Source organism: Bacillus sp. MUM 13 (assembly GCF_001866725.1).
Lineage (GTDB): Bacteria > Bacillota > Bacilli > Bacillales > DSM-1321 > Peribacillus.
On record NZ_MLYQ01000126.1, the window covers coordinates 1 to 18,188 of the forward strand.

General features: G+C 37.6%; 6 protein-coding genes. 4 read left to right on the forward strand and 2 right to left on the reverse strand.

The window, feature by feature from the left end; all coding sequences use genetic code 11:
* Positions 1-1,044 (forward strand): hypothetical protein (locus tag BIV59_RS23850; protein WP_170846217.1); only part of this gene is annotated, 1,044 nt, incomplete at its 5' end.
* A gap of 782 nt (positions 1,045-1,826) precedes the next feature.
* Positions 1,827-6,629, forward strand: coding sequence for an AAA domain-containing protein (locus tag BIV59_RS21060; protein WP_071353428.1), 4,803 nt, complete (start codon positions 1,827-1,829; stop codon positions 6,627-6,629).
* Between the two features lie 330 nt (positions 6,630-6,959).
* Here BIV59_RS21060 and BIV59_RS21065 read toward each other — a convergent pair whose 3' ends face one another.
* Both BIV59_RS21065 and BIV59_RS21070 read right to left on the reverse strand, forming a co-directional pair.
* Complete coding sequence (locus BIV59_RS21065; protein WP_071353429.1) at positions 6,960-8,816, reverse strand: Z1 domain-containing protein; 1,857 nt, start codon at positions 8,814-8,816, stop codon at positions 6,960-6,962.
* Between the two features lie 11 nt (positions 8,817-8,827).
* Complete coding sequence (locus BIV59_RS21070) at positions 8,828-9,976, reverse strand: restriction endonuclease PLD domain-containing protein (protein ID WP_071353430.1); 1,149 nt, start codon at positions 9,974-9,976, stop codon at positions 8,828-8,830.
* A 1,308-nt stretch (positions 9,977-11,284) separates the two neighbouring features.
* On the opposite strand from BIV59_RS21070, the gene BIV59_RS21075 reads away from it, so the two are divergent.
* Complete coding sequence (locus BIV59_RS21075; protein ID WP_071353431.1) at positions 11,285-14,437, forward strand: UvrD-helicase domain-containing protein; 3,153 nt, start codon at positions 11,285-11,287, stop codon at positions 14,435-14,437.
* The gene (locus BIV59_RS21080; protein ID WP_071353432.1) at positions 14,434-17,436 is read left to right on the forward strand and encodes a hypothetical protein; all 3,003 of its coding nucleotides are present in this window, start codon (positions 14,434-14,436) and stop codon (positions 17,434-17,436) included. The genes BIV59_RS21075 and BIV59_RS21080 overlap by 4 nt, the downstream gene beginning before the upstream one ends.
* Positions 17,437-18,188: the final 752 nt, after the last annotated feature.

Below are 18,188 nucleotides of genomic sequence, written 5' to 3' on the forward strand. Positions count from 1 at the left end.
GATAATTACAAATCCCTGTCGACCACTATTGAAGAATTAAATTTATCAACTTCCAAAGATTACCTACCAGGAATATTTATAAGATCTATGTCAAATTACAAAAAAATCCTAGATAACAAAGTAGGTCCATATTTTGGTTTTAAACACAAAATGGTAGAGAAAAAGGGTTTTAATAAAAATAAGAATCAAGAACTAATAAGGCAATATTTAATACCGGAAATAATCTCACCTTTTATTTTTTTTACTACAGCAAATTACGAATTTCATGAGGATATGAAGGGAGAAATTAGAATTCCTTCGGTAAATTATTTAATAGACAAAATTGATCTATTTAAAGAATCCCTGGAACCAAAAAAGGACGAAGTAAAAAATATTAACTTCTACCTATTCGAACAAGAGTATGATATTTTTTTGACATTTGAAATCTTAACTTCATTAAGGGAGATAGATTTCAAGGATTTTACTAAAGCTTATAAAATAATGAGCCTGCTTTCTTTACTCACAAATAATAATGGAAGGCTCAAAATTATAAGAACTCTACTCAGAAATCTGAGGGCTCCTTTAAACAATAATGGCGAAGACGTTGATATAGTTAATTATATTCCAGCAATATTATCTTCTAAGCTGGAAGAGCATCACTGGTTTGAATTAACTGCTGAGATAATAGTCCAGATGGCTTTGATTACCTTTCCAATTATGGAAATGCTCCATTGTTATTTAATAGATAAATATAAGTTAAACCTTGAGTTCCAGGAAGTACCAACACTTAATAATTACAAATATACTGGTAAGAAAATAGATTTAAACGATTTTACAGAAGTTCAAAACTACATAAAAATGGTCCGAAAAGTTTTTAATAAAGCAAATTTGTTTTACGATTGCATTGAAGCAGTACATAGTGAAAATGATGAAGTTTTTAGTGAATTTAAAGATCAAGAGAATTTTTATTTGGATTTCATACCTAAAGACTATTTAGTTGAGAAATCGATTAGAGATATTGTTAGTCAACAAACGGTTTATCTTTTAAATATGTTAGAAGAGTAACGTAACGAATATTAAGAAACTAATGTAATTATGAACTTTACAAATTAAAAGAATTCTCTAATATGGCCAGGGTAACATGGAATTCCTAGTAAAAGTCTAGGTGCATAAAAGGTAAAGTATAGGAATTTTATAGCACCCAAGTTAGTGGAATACTAGGGATCTTACAGCTTGTTCCCGTCCTGTTGATGCATAAAGCTCTGATGAAAAATTTTAAAAATATAAATCGATTGGAGAACAAAATAGCAAAAATCACAAAAAGAGAGCGCTCAGTCAAAGAGCGCTTCAGACTGTCGACAAATCCGAAAAAAATCGGGTTCGCTGACAGTCTTTTTTGTATAATTAAGGTACAGAGATATTAATGGGGGGGATGAACGCTCGAAAATATGATGGACCTAATTGATTCCATTAAAACATTAAATTCAAATCGGATTTTCAAAAAAATGGCATACATGAGAGAATCCTTCCGCCGAATCGAAAAGTGTGCCTTTTTAAGCCTTGCCAACATAGGCTATGAAGTGTTTTTTATGAATTTAAAGAGTGTTTATGTTCCCTCAGACTGATAGTTTGAGGGAACTTTGCGTTTTTGGGGAAACTTTTACTGGAAAAATTATTGAGTAATTACTTACGTTGATAGAGGTGAACAGCCCCTTTATATGGAATTAGATAGGTATAAAGTAATGAAGGAGATTGGAAAGGTCTTTAGAGATGGAAGGTTATCATGAAATACTATTTTAATAGCATAGGTTAACATAACTTTATAAGTGTTATAGGGGGAAATATAAGTGAATATTAAGGTCGAACATTATTTTGACCAGTTATCAAAGGACAGGGAACATATTGCTGATATCCTTGATGTCCCTGCAATGCGCGGTATGAAGAACAGTGTGGTCGAGAAGTATTCCGACCAAGCGCATTTTATTTATGAATTGCTCCAAAACGCTGATGATGCTAAAGCAACATCGGCTCGCTTTGTGTTGCATAAGGACAAGTTAATCTTTGCGCATAACGGAACACGACGATTTTCTGTATCCAATCCAGCAACAGAAGCAGAGGACTCTGAAAACGGAGTATTAGGTGATATTAACGCCATCACCTCCATCGCCAACTCTAATAAACGGGAACAGGAAGGCCAAATAGGTAAATTCGGCGTCGGATTTAAGTCGGTGTTTCAATACACCTCAACGCCACATATTTATGACCCAAACATCTATTTTAAAATAGAGCGTTTTATCCTTCCAACAAGGATTAGTGAAGATTTTCCTGGCAGGAAGACAGACGAAACATTATTTTTTTTCCCGTTTGACCACGCAGAACGTGATGCTGCGGAAGCATATGAGGATATTTCAGAGAAACTTCGTGCATTAGATTACCCGCTTTTGTTTCTGTCATGTCTTGAGAATATTTTGTTTGAGGACCAAGGATCATTTGGACTATACGGAAAATACATAGAACAAAAACAGCAATTAGGTGACACCGTTGCCGAGCTCATTACCCTGACGCAAAATGACTGCAATGAACTTTTTGACGATAAGCTTTGGTTGTTTTCACGCAGTGATAGTCATGGACTTAACTATTCTGTCGGTTTCTTTCTTGATGAAAAAGGAAATCTGGTACCAAAACAGCATTCGGCCTTTTGCTTTTTCCCCACAAAAGAGGTAACAAATCTGAACTTCATTATTCACGGACCGTTCTTGCTTACTGACAGCCGTGAGGGAATCCGGGCAGGTGAGCTGCATAATAAAGAAATGATTCAGTTGTTGGCGGCTTTGGCGGCGGATAGCCTAATCTACCTTAGGGATATTGGCCAAGAGAATGGTTATCCACTTATTAATGATGAGATATTTGATCTGATCCCTTATGACGAAAGTAAGTTTAGCGATGTTAACGGGAAAAGTAAGATTTCATTCAAACCGTTTTATACAACCATTCTCGGGAAGATGAGTAACGATGAGTTGTTGCCAGCTTCGGATGGATTTGTATCAATGGAAGATGCTTACTGGGCGTACGTTCCTCAAATTACGGAGTTATTTACAAATGCCCAGTTGGCCACAATATCAGGAAACGAAAAAGCGAAATGGATTTTCAGATCCTTCGGCAGGCAGGATACCCGTCGTAAAAATGAGGCGCTAACTAAATATATTGATTCAATCACACATGTGTGGATTGATGAAGATGATATTATTAACGGTTGGAAATTTGAGGGGAGTAAGGACATTGTTGGTGGAATCAGCAGTGCTTTTATTGAAGCTCAGTCAGTTAATTGGTTACATTCATTTTATCGGTGGGTGGCGGAAACAAGTGGACGAACCAAGTTGATAAAGATGAAACCGATATTCCTCAATCAAGACAAAAAGGCTGTTGCTGTTTTTGATGCCAATAAGCAGGTTGTGCTTTTTTTACCAACCGAAACAGAGGGGTATAATACTGTGTTACCTGACTTGTTGGAAAATAAAGATACTGCCGAATTTCTTAAGCAGCTTGGAGTGGAGCGCCCTTCCTTACGAGATGAAATTTACAATCGTATTCTTCCGATTTATAAAGAAAATAATGGGGGACTCGACACTGCACAACACTTTTTGAAATTCTTTAAGTTTTATAAGGAGTGTCCGCAAACAGAAGTGGCTGGATTTATTAAACTCATTAAGGAATGTCAATTTGTTAAGTTTCGTTCTGCTAGCGTTGAAACGATATATCGTGGCAAAGCCAGCAATCTTTATTTACCGAACGAAGTCCTGCGAAAATGGTTTCAGGCAAAGCCTGACACCAATTTCATAGAATTTGACTATTATTTACAACTGGTTGGTGAGAGTGACAAAGAGGAGTTAATCCAATTTTTTACTGACCTCGGTGTAAAGGATGAACCGGTGGTCTTGTCACATGAGCTGAATCATGAAGAGGCTTATGAAATCAGTTTTGATTGGCCGTATTCCACTCGCCCTGCGAAATGGATTGAAAAGTATATTGACGGTTGTGAAGAGATAATTGGATATTTAATTGAAAAACAAGATGCAGATTTATCAAAAATAGTATGGGATCAATTGTTAAAGTATGTTGAATATGGCTATTCTTATGATTTGCGGAGCATCATGCGCGGAAAATATGAGTACTTTTATTTTAGTCCGCGCACTAAGGAGTTTGATTCGAGTGAAGCTTTGCGACTTCGTGCCGAACCGTGGCTCCTTAATGGGGATGGCGAATTTGTATCTGCAGGCGAATTAACGATTCAAACTCTATCGCCTCAATACAATACGTCAAGAGACGAGGCAGTTGAGCTTCTTCAATATTTAGGTATTGATGATGAAATCGAAGAGACTGATTATGTCGATGACAATTTAACAGATGAGCAACGGGCAAAAATTGCACTAGCTGAATCTCTATCTGATATTCCACCCGAAGAATTGAAGAGCCTTGTGGAACAATATCGCGCAAATAAACACTCCTTCACTCATCAGCCTGAAGGCGACGAAACCGATGAAGAAGAAGAAATCGATGCTGCTTCCGAAAACCCAGCTGTTTCTCGTATAGCAAAAGAAATCAGTAAACGAGCTGTTTCGGCTACAAAAGAAAAAGAAACTGATACGCCTGAAAGTGAAGAAGCCACTATTGACGCTGACGAGGATGACTACACGAAGCCATCTATTGATTTAAGCAAGAAAATTGAGCAAGCAAAACAACGAAGTGCAAAAGAGATAGCGGAAATCGCTCAACTCGATGATTTGACGCAAAAAGCGTTAAAGGCTGATAAATATTCTTATGGGTGGTTTAAGGCATTACTTGAATTGGAGTCGATGAATAGCGGCGAGAACACTGCTAACAGCAGGGAAATTTCAATCACTTTTTCTAAGGTGGAACGGGAAGAAGGCACGGCACGAACCCTTATTTTAAAGCATCCGAGCCGCTATATCCCTCAGTCTATGGAAGACCTTGCGGATATTCCGCTCGAATTGCATTTTGCCAATCAGCCGATGGTAAAAGTCGCAGTAGAAGTTGTGAACGTAAAATCATATACCTTAAGGGCGAAATTAAGGACGAATGCGCAGATTGACGGAGTAGATTTATCACTCGTCACCGAAGCAAGAATCGAGGCAAAGAATCCTGTATTCCTATTAGAGGAGCAACGGAAAGCATTCAATAATCTTAATTTCGACGATGATTTTGATATGCAGTCCAACCTTTGCGAGAATATCGAATTTGTTTTCGGGCCGCCTGGAACCGGAAAAACTACGCACCTGGCGGGAGAGGTCATTCTTCCTCTAATGCAAGAGGATAACAACGCGAAAGTTCTTGTCCTCACTCCAACAAACAAAGCGGCAGATGTCCTGGTGCGTCGACTTATGGAATTGGACAAGAATCACAGTTATACCGATTGGCTTGTCCGCTTTGGGGCGACAAACGACAGTGTCATTGAGCAAAGCCATGTTTTTCGTGATAAGACCTTTGATATTCGTGCCTTACCAAGTAATGTAACGGTAACGACCATCGCCCGTTTCCCATATGACTATTTTCTGCCGGATGGGGACACGAGGCTTCATTTGAATTCACTTAAATGGGATTATATCATTATTGATGAAGCATCAATGATACCGTTGGTTAACATCGTTTATCCGCTTTATAAGAAGACACCTGAGAAGTTCATCATTGCGGGCGATCCATTCCAAATTGAACCCATCACCACTGTGGATATTTGGAAAAACGAAAACATTTATACTATGGTGGAGCTTCAATCATTCACTGATCCGACAACGATACCGCATCAGTATCATGTTGAACTTTTAACGACTCAGTATCGAAGTACTCCCGATATTGGAGAGGTGTTCAGCCAGTATTCATACGGCGGTGTGCTGCTACATCATCGTACAGAAAAGGATAGACGACCATTACTTATTGATGACTTTATAGATATTAAGCCATTAAACATCATAAAATTTCCTGTAAGTAAATACGAGAGCATTTATCGGCCGAAACGTCTCCAAAGCAAGAGTAATTATCAGATATATTCTGCACTCTTTGCATTCGAGTTTGTAAAGTATATGTCGTCTCTGCTTGAAATGGCAAATGGAAATGAGTCCTTTCGTATTGGCTTGATTGCGCCATATCGTGCTCAGTCTGATTTGATTGATAAGTTAATGTCCTCTTTCACGTTCCCAAAGAATATTGATGTTCAAGTAGGGACAATTCACGGATTCCAAGGTGACGAGTGTGACATTATTATCGCACTATTCAACCCGCCACCGAGGATATCTGCTTCTAAGGATATGTTTCTCAATAAACTTAATATCATAAATGTCTCTATTAGTAGAGCAAGAGATTATCTGTTCATCATTATGCCGGATGATACCACGGAAAATATCGGAAATCTCACAATGATAAAGACAGTCGAAAATCTATGCAAAAAGCAGCCAAACTGGATTGAGCATGAATCGCCAAATATTGAAGAAGTCATTTTTGGCAGCAACAGCTATCTTGAGGATAATTCGTTTTCGACCAGCCATCAGTTGGTCAACGTATACGGAAAGCCTGAAAAACGATATGAAGTTAGAAGCGAAGAGAATGCTGTCGATGTTCAAATACATGACAGGGAATGAAAAATACCCTATTTATAAAGTATGGTGAAAATCCTCAATTACATTTAAAATGGGGTATAAAAAAATGGAGATCATTGTGAGCTTGTATGTTTTAGGTTAACTATTTTAGAAAAAGCCGCTAAATATTAGCGGCTTTTTGACAGTATAAAGGGAATGTTGAAAGAACTATGCTTGTTCTTAGACAACTGGTAATTCATGTATATAAAATAAATAGATTTACTTGAAAATTAATGATGATATATCTGTATAAAAAGGACTTGAATCATGCCTTAACAACCCATTATCAGGTCCGGAAGACTATTTGAATGGTGAACCTTCACGCTTCCCCTCCTATGCTTCTATATTATCTTCACGCACATCATAATACATGGTATCATGAGGAAGTTTAATATTCGGCACCCAGATTGGTTTTCCGCCCCACCCCTTAGTTCCGGTTACTTGATACATGGTAAGGACAACTTTGTTGAGGAAAGTGCCGCCCAGTTTCCAGTCGTACGGAGACAATAATGCGCCTGTGCCTTGGGCAACGTTTCTTTCTCTTCTAACTATCAAAATGCCCTGTCCCGCGGGCTGCTCTGAGAGAAGTGTATCAATGACAGAAAGAAATGCGTCTAAATTGAAGTCCTGACCTGGAATAATATGGGATAAAATTTTCTTAATAAGTCTCAAATTAACTTGGTAGTAAGGTTCATCATCAGTGAAAGGTTCCAGTAATTCTGATATATCCTCTATAGAGTCATTATCCGGATCGAACGGATAATAGTTTGTTCCGCCGGAAAGAATCTCTACCCTTTTGTTATCAAGAACATTCTTTCTGGTTGGATTCAATCCAATCGGATAATAGATTTTAATATTTTCAAGTCCTTGCTCTACTTGAGCAATAATGGCATTGTTAGTAGCATTAATATCTGCAAATAGTTTATAGAGTTGTTCATCTATAAATATCTTCATCATGCCGGGGTCTCTGTCATAACCGAACATCCGGCTATGCTGCCACATAGTGTCAGCCTGAGGCTTTTTGCTTGTTCTCAAATAGTAAATTGTCTGAAGACCAGGAAAGGTGACACCTCGACCCAGAGTGTTTCCTCCGATGATAAAATTGCAGCCTGTTGCATATTCTTGGCTCTCAACATCTGTCTTTCCGTTCATAATAAGGACTTTTATACCTTTATTTTCCAACAAATCCCTAGCTGTTTTATAGATAACATCAAATGAAATTTTCTCCCTTTTGGCGGGTGCTAAAGATTCAAGGTGGGTCTGTAATTCTGACGTAAATTCATCATTCAGATGTTCAATACACCAATTTAGTTCCTTTTTGACATCATCTGCAAAATGCTGGTGGACAGTTTGACGTACACTTGGATGTATAAGGCAATTTGACACTTTGCTGCCGGATGCTAAAATCTGTGCAGAAACAGCAAGATGGTGTATAACAACAGTTCTTGTTGGTCGATTGACTGTCTCAAGATAATCAATGCATTTAGGATTACCGCTTGTCGGGAAGAAAAAGTCTCCGCCTAAATAGCCATCACCGGGACGGAAGTAGTATGTAAAATACGGATGCCATCCTGAAGCAAGTGTCTGCAGTAAGATTGCTTGAGGGGTTCCTGTAACCTGCAAATACAGACTGCTTGACGCACCATTTTTTATAGAATTTAAATATTTATTTATCGATGACTGACCATTTCGGTTTACAAGTGTATTCAAGGAAGCTGTATCTGCCTCGTCGTCAACGATGAAGAGAGGGTTGCCTTTCATGAAGCCGGTGGAATTAAATACATTCGCCCACAGTCTCAGCATTCTTGAATTTTTCTTTAACACGACAATCGCTGGCTTGACAAGGCTATTCTCTACAAACAAACCCGAGTCATTTTCACCGCAAATACAAAAACCGTCTAAATCGTTTTTGACCCGTTCCAAGGTTTGTTGCTGCAAAGCAACATTATCCGTAGTTAGCAATAGAAATGCCGGAAACCCTAAGTCGGTAGCTTTGCAAATGATACCAAACATTTGACTAGTTTTTCCGGATTGTACATTTCCAAACAACAGGCCAATCTCATGACTTGTAAATGAAAAATTGCGAATATGCTGATTGCCAATATCTTCAGCGGTTTTTGAAATAGACTCCGCCAATTTTTCATTGCCTCGGTCTGTAATCTTTTGAAGATATGTTTTTAAGTATTGCATAGTTGTACCTCTCACTCATTAGAAATTGTTTCAAAGGATAGAACCCACACATCAAGTTCAGAGCCGTCTTCGTCCAATGCTTTTTGGTCGGTTTTAGAAAGCACAAGACTATCACAACCATATGCACGCAACATTTCTTTGGTTATCATTCCCTTACGGTCAATATCTGCTTGGGTATCGTTCACAGGTGTTACAAGTCCTGCAACTGCAAGTCTGCCCTTAATCCAACGGCCAATAATCAGTTCATCGCCAACGGCGCTAAACTGTTTATTGCCATCACTTGTAGTATGAGCCTTAAACCAATAGCCGTCATCGGTAACAACAAAGAAAGGCTTGTTTTTTTCAGGATATCCCTCGGAGCGAGTTATATCTTTGCTCACGGTCAGCTGGGTCTCATACCAATCACGGGATTTTCTCTTGCTTCTCGGTGCTGCATAGCAAACATTAATATTTGATTTCGTGAAATGCTTTCCATCGTCCATGTGCCGCTCATCGTAAGCAGGAACTTTTAACGGTAGTACAAAAGAAAGACCAGTTTTATGTTGCAGATAAAGTTGTACGCCGGTTTGGGGAATTTGTGTTACAGTGTCAATGCCGCTAAGTGATGTGTTAACTTCCCTGATTATTGGCATTCCTGTTATGCTGGCAATATTATCTGAGCAATTCTGTACTTTTAGCATCTCTATAAAATCAGCAATTTCTCTGCATTCAGTAGCATCATCAGTAATTGAAGAAATTTCATACTGACGGCGGTTATTGGCATCTAATTTGATTACACCTAAGTTTGCAGAACCAATGATAGCTGAAAAAGGCTGTCCATCTTTATAGAAACAGTATAATTTACCGTGATACTTAAATGCCTTTACAATCTTAATCTCGCCAATGCCAATCTCTCTCCATTTCTTGTTCAGTTCTAGAGCTGCATTATAGGATCCTTCCGGCATTCCTTCAATAAAGTACATACCAATAGTAAGGCATATGCTGGATATATTGTGTTCTTCGACCAGTCGGTCTAGTTCTTCCAAGGCGGCACGAGAAATGTATCCAACCGCAATTTCGACTCGGTTAGACTTTGCGATTAGTTCGTTAAAGCAGTCAATAATTGTTTCTTGACCCTCTAATGTAGCAAGGGGCAGAATATTTGAATATAACAGTTTCATTCAATTACTCCTTTACGCTTGATGCGGTTTTAATTTCCATAAACTAAAGCCTTAAATATATGGAGCAGGTGTCAGATAGATGCCTGTGCTTATACCGCTAAATTTTTTGAGTTCCTGTTTGTACATATTCTATCTATAAGCAATTTCCAAAGTTTATTATAACTTAAATGCATTATAAGCCTCCATAGGTTAAATCTTTTTTATTCCATGAACGGCCAAACAATTTATAACTCTTTCATTAAGATTTAATACAGCAGTTTTGTTAAGAAATGCATAGTAAAAACAGAAGGAATGTTCTAGTAGAGTTAAGGAAAACAAAGAGCCATACAATTGGAGGGCTAATTGTTACTGTTTAAGTTTAATATTTTTCAATAATAATCAAAATCAAAGTCTCCATGTTTGCCTTTTTCGAGACCTTTGGAGCAGGGGATGAGTCACTTTCCTCCAAAAAAGAAATTAGATATAGTGCAATTATACCGGATTAATCCCTTTTTTAATCTGAGAAATTTACAATTTTGAAATAACTATAATAGCATTATCTTTTAATACTATGATTCTCTTATGTAAAAAGGGTAATAAGTACCATAATGATGCTAAATGCTTTCAACCTAGAGAGAGTAAATCCTGTTTAGGAATTTTTTTCTTTAAGCAAAATAGTATGGGAAAGGTTAATTAATCATTCTCAGGAGATGCTGTTATGAAAGCCTAAACGAACGAATATAAAAAGTTATTAAGTTATTTCGACTCATTTGAGCGTATTCAAAAATTTTTGCTGAACGAGTAAATATATTATGTCAATGTCAATACTATTGATAATCTTATTACCTTTATAAAAGAGGGGCCTAATCAGAAAACTTTATTTTAACTCGAACTTTGAAAAGCGGGTTTGAGGCAGGTCATTTTGGAACTTTACTTTTAGTTGTACAGATATAACTCAATAATCCAATGTGGTATTTGTAGGTGTATAAGTAACTTTAATGCTCTTTGAAAGAATATGATAAAATTTATGTAGATTCCTGTAATTTTTAGAATTATTAGTTGGAAAGGAACACTCGAAAAAAAATAGTTTAATAGGTGAAATTATGAGTGTGAATTTATATAAAGATTTTTCTAGATTCATACTCTAAACTATCCAACAAAGAACAAAAAGAGTTTTTAACTACAATACAGAAAATAATGAATAATAATGATTTAAGTGGTTTAAGAACGAATTTTTGTTATGAATGGTACTGCAAAAAGAACAAAAAATGGTCATGGTCCTATATGAAAATTTAGAGCCTTAACCTACACGAAAATGGTGATAATTAAATGTTAGCTTTAAAACCCAGACTTGAGGAACAAGTGATCCGAACCCTCCAGTCATCCAAATATATCGAGCAAGAGATTAAACGCTCATACCAAAAATTCCATGAAAAAATCGCGCGACATCCGAATGTAAGACGCGAGCAGATGCCAATATTTGTCTCATTTTTATATGACTTAATTATAAAATTGAAAAAGTTACCGTCCAATCGGGAGTATCGAGAGTCGTATATGGATGCTTATTATTCCCATATCAGATCGGATGAATCCATTTATTTTGCGTATCTGTATCGGATTGATCAGGCTTATGACTCTTTGGTTCGTGATTTACATTTGTATTTTAAACTGACAGAGAGTACCACTTGTCATTTTGACGATGTGCAATTGAATTATGTTTATGATATTGAAGCAAAACAGGATTTGGTCGTGACCTTAAGTGAGAAAAAGCTAGGATTGCAGCTATTCAAAGGAAATGATTCTCATATTCCAACTAAAAAAAGACAAACGGCTAGACGACGGATTAGCCCAGGATATGCCGATTACTATCTTCCACTAAACGGATCGAAGGCAAATCCACAAAATATAGGAACTGAGCAAGATCCTTTTTATGTATACAGTGACAAAGATGTTGAGTTGATTTATCGAGAGTTGACCTTGCAAACAGACTCTTCCATTCATACCGATGAACTAGAGCAATACGTTCGTCCAAAAGAGGGTGCACAGACGAATGTAAATCCTTCATCTAAACAACCAAAGCATTCACTTATTTATGTTGGAAAGAAAAATCCAAAGGACTATACAGGAGAAATTGATTTGCTTTTGAGTCATGGTGTAAGGATTGAATGGATATCCACCTTTAAGGGAAAAGGAAAAGACAACTTACGTATTCATCAGTGGGCAAACGCAAAGAACTATGATTTTTCTATACAGGACGGTATATTTCGTGCAGACCAAAAAAAGATTCTACTGCAAATTGAAGATTGGACTACGTTTAACTTTGAACAATATGCGGTTGAACATGCATCACTTGATCAACACCTGATGGTTGAAGCAGGTGCTGGGAGTGGAAAAACGGAAACCATGATTTCTCGAATTATTTTTCTGCTTCATACAGGGGAAATCGAAAGCCTTTCAGAGGTTGTGATGATTACCTTTACGAACGAAGCGGCTGACAACATGAAATCTAAGCTTGCGAAACGACTTTTAAAACTTTTTGAGATCACAAAGAAGATTCGGTATATCACTTGGAGTGAAGAAGTCACTGCCATGAGTATTTTAACGATTCCTTCCTATTCGAAATCCTTAATACAAGATTTCAGTTCGGAGCTTGGGATGGGGAGAAATTTTTCCGTGCGTTCATTAAAGATGCAACGAGAGGAAATGATTTCAGAGGTTCTTGACGAGTATATTACCAAGAATAAATTGACTTATCAGGATTTAGGGAATTTGAATGATTATGAAATCGTTAAAATGATTGACCGCTTCTGGAATCAACTTGAGCAAAAAGGGATTATTTTTGATAATCATCGGGAAATTCAGTGGGGCATGGTTCCATCCAACAAAATGGAGAAAACATATTACCGTTTATTTAAAGATGTAATCTCAGAATGCGAAACAAAATTCACACAAGAAAAGCTGAAAAAAGACGTGCTTACGGTTAATGATCTCACCCAAAAAATCAGCGCATTCAAACCTTTTTTAAATAAAGAACAAATGAGTAAGCCGTTTCGCTTCTTATTTGTCGATGAATTTCAAGACACAGATGATGTTCAAATTGATTTGGTTCATACTCTCACCACATTAACTGGCGCCCAATTATTTGTGGTCGGCGATATAAAACAATCAATCTATCGATTTAGAGGTGCGAACTATACGGCCTTTGCTTTACTTACCCAAAAGCTAGGCGAAAGTACCATTAATCATGAATATAAATTGAAAAAAAACTACCGTACCGCAACTGCTATTCTCGAACCGCTTGAGGACATCTTTGATGTGTGGCGCAACCATTCGCTTCAGATTTTACCAAAGCCTGATGATACAAAAGGGATGCGTCTTGTGCCAACTGTGTCGGAAACGAAATACACGGAACCTTATAAAATTGATGCTGAAAACTATGATATTTCACAGGTGACACTTGACTTGTACCGTGAACTAATTCGGGACAAGGACGATGAAAAGCAGGACAAACCGGTTAAATTGGCAATCTTAGTACGAACCAATTACCAAGCACAGGAAATGCGCAAGGTTTTGGAAGGACTTCGTAAAAAACATCCAGAAGAGATCGTGTTTGAAGTAACAACAGGTGGGGGTTTGTTTAAATCTAGGGCAGCAAAGGATTTACTTATTTTAGTTAATACCCTTTGCTATATGGAAGACCCTGAAAGCTTTTATGCAATACGTCAAACGGCTTTTTCAACAAAATCATTTAATCCCGCTGAGTTCATTTCCTATGAAGGCAATCGTACTGCGGTCATGAATCAGCTATCACAGGAAGAAGTAAAAGGGTACTCAGAAGCAATAAAGGATTTACGCGTAAAGCCAACGCTACATGCGATTTATCGAATTCTTATGACCAACCCGTATCAGGAAGTCTTAAAAGCAATGAATGTTCAAGAGCATGAGATCCAAAAATATCGATTAAATCTATACAGAATCCTTGAAATTGCTGGAGAATCCTTTGAGCCTTCTATTCTTGGTATTCTTCAGTTACGTGATTGGCTCGAAAGGCAGGTCGCAACTAATCGGGATGAAGATGAGATGGAAGTGGAAATGAACAATGTGGAGAAGCTCATTCGTGTCATGACTGTTCACAAAGCAAAAGGGTTGGAATTTGATACTGTCTTCCTTCCATATACAAATCAAGCCTTGGTCAAGATATCACCTCAGAATATGATTGTCGTAAGGGAAAACGAAGAGATCAAAGCTGGCTGGAAAACGAAGCTAAATACGGACGAAAATGAAATTCAGTCTACAAATTACGATGAGTTAAAGAAAGTCGAGGATAACGAAAGTATTCGTGAAGAAGCCCGTCTATTGTATGTTGCTTTAACTCGTGCGAAACATCGATTAGTGGTGAAATGCGTCAAACCAAAATATGATTCAAACCACTTGTACAATTGGTCTGAATTGATCCGATTAAGAGAAGAGGGGAAATCATGACAAGAAAAGTACTAACGTATCAGGCACCTGCACAGCTTTATCGTTCTGATTCACTTTTTTTTCGGGAGTATGCCGATTGTCTTCATATCGTCGCAACTAATAGCTTGAAAACAGGCTTAGGAGAATCGATGAAAATGGGCCGGTGGATTACGGCACCCATCATTACCTTTTCTGAGCTTTTTACAGAGCTTGCCGGAGTCAATTGGTCAAGTTCTAAAGCCCAATTGAAACAATTTCTTACTCTCTCGGATATCATATCGGAGCTTTGGCGTGAAAATCCAGGAGGAAATCGACTTGTCGTACAATCGATTGAGCGTAATCAGCTCCAGGTGTTAAAGACGTTACGAATGGTAACCGAGCTAGGCATGTCACCAACAGATCTCCAAGGTAGAAAGGGCCAATTAACTGCGTCTGAGACTGTCTTTTTAGAGATGTGGAATCGAATGCTGTCCTTGCTTCAACGTAATTCGAAGGACTTACGCTTTTTTCTAGAAGGAACGAATTATGTCACTAATACAATGATGATGGCGTTAAATAACTGGGGTGCGGAGCAACTTACGAAGAAGAAGAAGGGTGCAGCACGAACGATGCTCCTTCATAAAAGAAGGATAAGCAACCTCCTTGAGGAAAATTGGCGACATTCGATTCAGAAGTCACTTGCCAAAAAAATACTGATTTTGCACGGTTTTTACTTCATTACACCGATTCAGGAGAGAGTATTTAAGCGGTTAGAGGATGAATTCGATTTAGTTTTCCTAAATGCGTATGACAGCCGTTTTCCAAATACGTTTGAGACTGTAAAAACCTTCCTTGGTATCGAAGAAAATGAAACTTGTAACGTTGTCGATGATTATGTAGCGATACATCCACTTGCAGCAAGACTTGTTGAAAGCCTTGAAGGTGGTTCTCAGATAGAAGTTGACCAAAAAGTAGAGGTCTACAATGATTTGGGCCATTTCGTTGAATATGAGAAAGAGCGGTACGTTTCAACTACTGGTGATGGAAATGAAATAGATGAGCCGTATCATATCCTTACACCAAGGGCCGGAGATATTGAGAAACTTTTGATTGCCAATGAGTTTATAGAACCATCCAAGAAAAAGCTAACAGATTACCCTATCGGACGATTTTTATATCGACTCCATCAAATGAAAAGTCGTGAAACAGATTTGGAAAATGGAACAGAATACTTCACCGAGGTAGTTACAGCGGAAGCCCTTCTGGATTGTTTCTCCTCTGGATGTCTAATCTTTAACGGTGAAGATTTGAGAAGGTATGTAAAAACATTGGAAAAAGTCATTCCCTACTGTAAGAAAGCTAAAAACTTCGATACCTGGATAGCAAAGATTAACGATTTGATCAAAGAAAAAGAATCCATGGAGAAAAAGACACAAAAGACGAATAAACATGCTTTATCTAGTAGAGCTCATCTCTTTCATTCGATGCCAATGAGACAGATTTCCTATTTCTCAGTGGCCACAAAGGATTTGGAAAAAATCAATGAAGGTATTAGGATATTAAAAGGTATGAATGATGCTCTTTTCGGTGATTGGGTTACGAAGAAAAGCATTTCCTCCCATTTCAAGACATTAGAGGAAATGGTATTAAAAAATGTCGAAGATTTTTTTGAAGACGGTGAAAAGGAAATCGTTACAAATTTGGTAGAAGAAATTGCGGATTTAAAAGACGAGGAACTTGAGTTCTCCCTTAAGGACATCTCAAAGGGCTTATTGTTTTTCTTGGATGGTTCGTTACATGAAGCAGGGGAAACAGAGTCAGTATCTGACAAGGTGTTTGCTTTTGATCAGGCAGATGGAGCACCATTTCGCGTCAACCGGAAATTCCATTTAGCCTTTGCCGATCATAAGGCCTTGCCTATACCTCAAGGCTATACTCTTTGGCCCATTTCCAGTGAAACCTTGGCCCAGCTACAGGAAAGCAACCCTGAACTTCACTTGTTTGAAGAACGAAAGAAGCAAAGCAACTCGATTACTCGCTATTTGCTGTATGTGCTTTTTCATTCTTCTGATGACGTTCGGTTTTCTTATGCGAAGCACGTAGGAAATGAATCAAGATTAGAACTTGCTTTATATCTAAAGCTACTAAACTGCAAAACGGTTCAAATGGGAAGAGTCACCAAGGAAATTGATGCAGTTAAGAAAGATATCAACGAAAAAATCGATGTGAAGGATGCTGGATGGACCCTATCGATGGAACGAGAAGCGAAGGTATGCGGGAAAAGAGCCTCTTTTAGCTTTATTTTAAATGAGCATACAAGTTTTCAATCCGATTTTCATCACGGATTTTTGTACCAGAACTTGGTTGGGACTCTCCAAAATCTGGTGGGTAGTAACGTAATAGCACCTAAGGAATTGCGTAATGTTGTTGATTCGTGGTTTCCTCAGTGGAATGATATGAAGCGTGATTTTTTATACGAATCTGCTTATAAAAATCGAAATCCCAAACGTGAGTTAATCAAGCTAAACGGACAGAAGTATAGTCAGGCAATTAGTTATTTACATCTACTTCCAACTAGCTATGCCCATAGACCTGGTAGTGAAGTAGAGAAGGAAGAGGTCATTTTACACAAGGCAAACCCTGGTAAACATTGTCGGTACTGCCCGTTTCTTTCAATCTGCAATGATGGAATCTACGCAAAAGATTTCGAAGACGAACCAAAGGCGAGTTCGGAAAATGGAACTAAAAAGGGACAGATAACCCAAAACACGACTCAAATGAAAACACCAAAGAGAAGACTTAAAGCAACTCGTTTAAAATCTAGCAAAAAAGACCCGAACTTTTCACTTGAAACTTACCTAAAATCCAAAAAGCTTGAATTCATTGATAAACGAAGTAATAAAGGATGTTTATGGGTAGTTGGAGGAAGAGAACTCGAACCAATATTTAACGAATTAAAAACCAAAAACATCTACTTCCGATTTGCCCCAAATGGCGGAAAAGCTACGAAAAGGAAAAAGGCTTGGTTTCTTATAGAGTAGAAGCAAAATTGACACTAAACCAGTGTCAGTTTTGCTTTTTTAATATATCCTGATCATTTTTATACAAACCTGAAGGAACTCGGTTTTTTTTACCTTGTGCCATAAAGGGTGCGTATTGCTACCATTGTCCCTACTAAAGATCGTAAATTGAAAGTATATAAGCCTATTAAATTATAAATGGCAACACAAATATGTACACTTTTGCTCGTTTAACGATGTACAAATTCACTCGTTTTCCTTCACAAAATGATCCTTCAAGCGATAGGAATCTCCCACCATTGTCTACTGTCGCATGGTGTAAAATACGGTATAAGATGGCATTGGCCAGCTTAGACTCCTGGAATGTTTATGATGAACACTATGATTGCTACATTTGTCCAGAAGGACAAGTTTTAAAACGATTCCTTGTAAAATAAATTACTCTCTTGATTTGAAAAACTTCTTTGACTGGTTTATCAACCATGGGGATATCAAGGTGAGGCTTAAGACATTCCATTGAAGCGCTTGGAAAACATGACGGTGCTCGCAGTGGTAATATTTTTGAATTTCCCTCATCATGAAATGAAGAATGCGAAAAAGACAGTGAAAGGAAAGCTGTCGGTTATAAAATCATTTTTTTTCTGCAGAAGGTAGACAAAACAAAGGATACGAAAAAAAAAGCATTATTATAGTTAGAATTAGTAATTAATTGTGCTACCCTTTGTAATAATAAACAGAAATTAGCAGCGCTTTATCATTAGGAACTACAAACC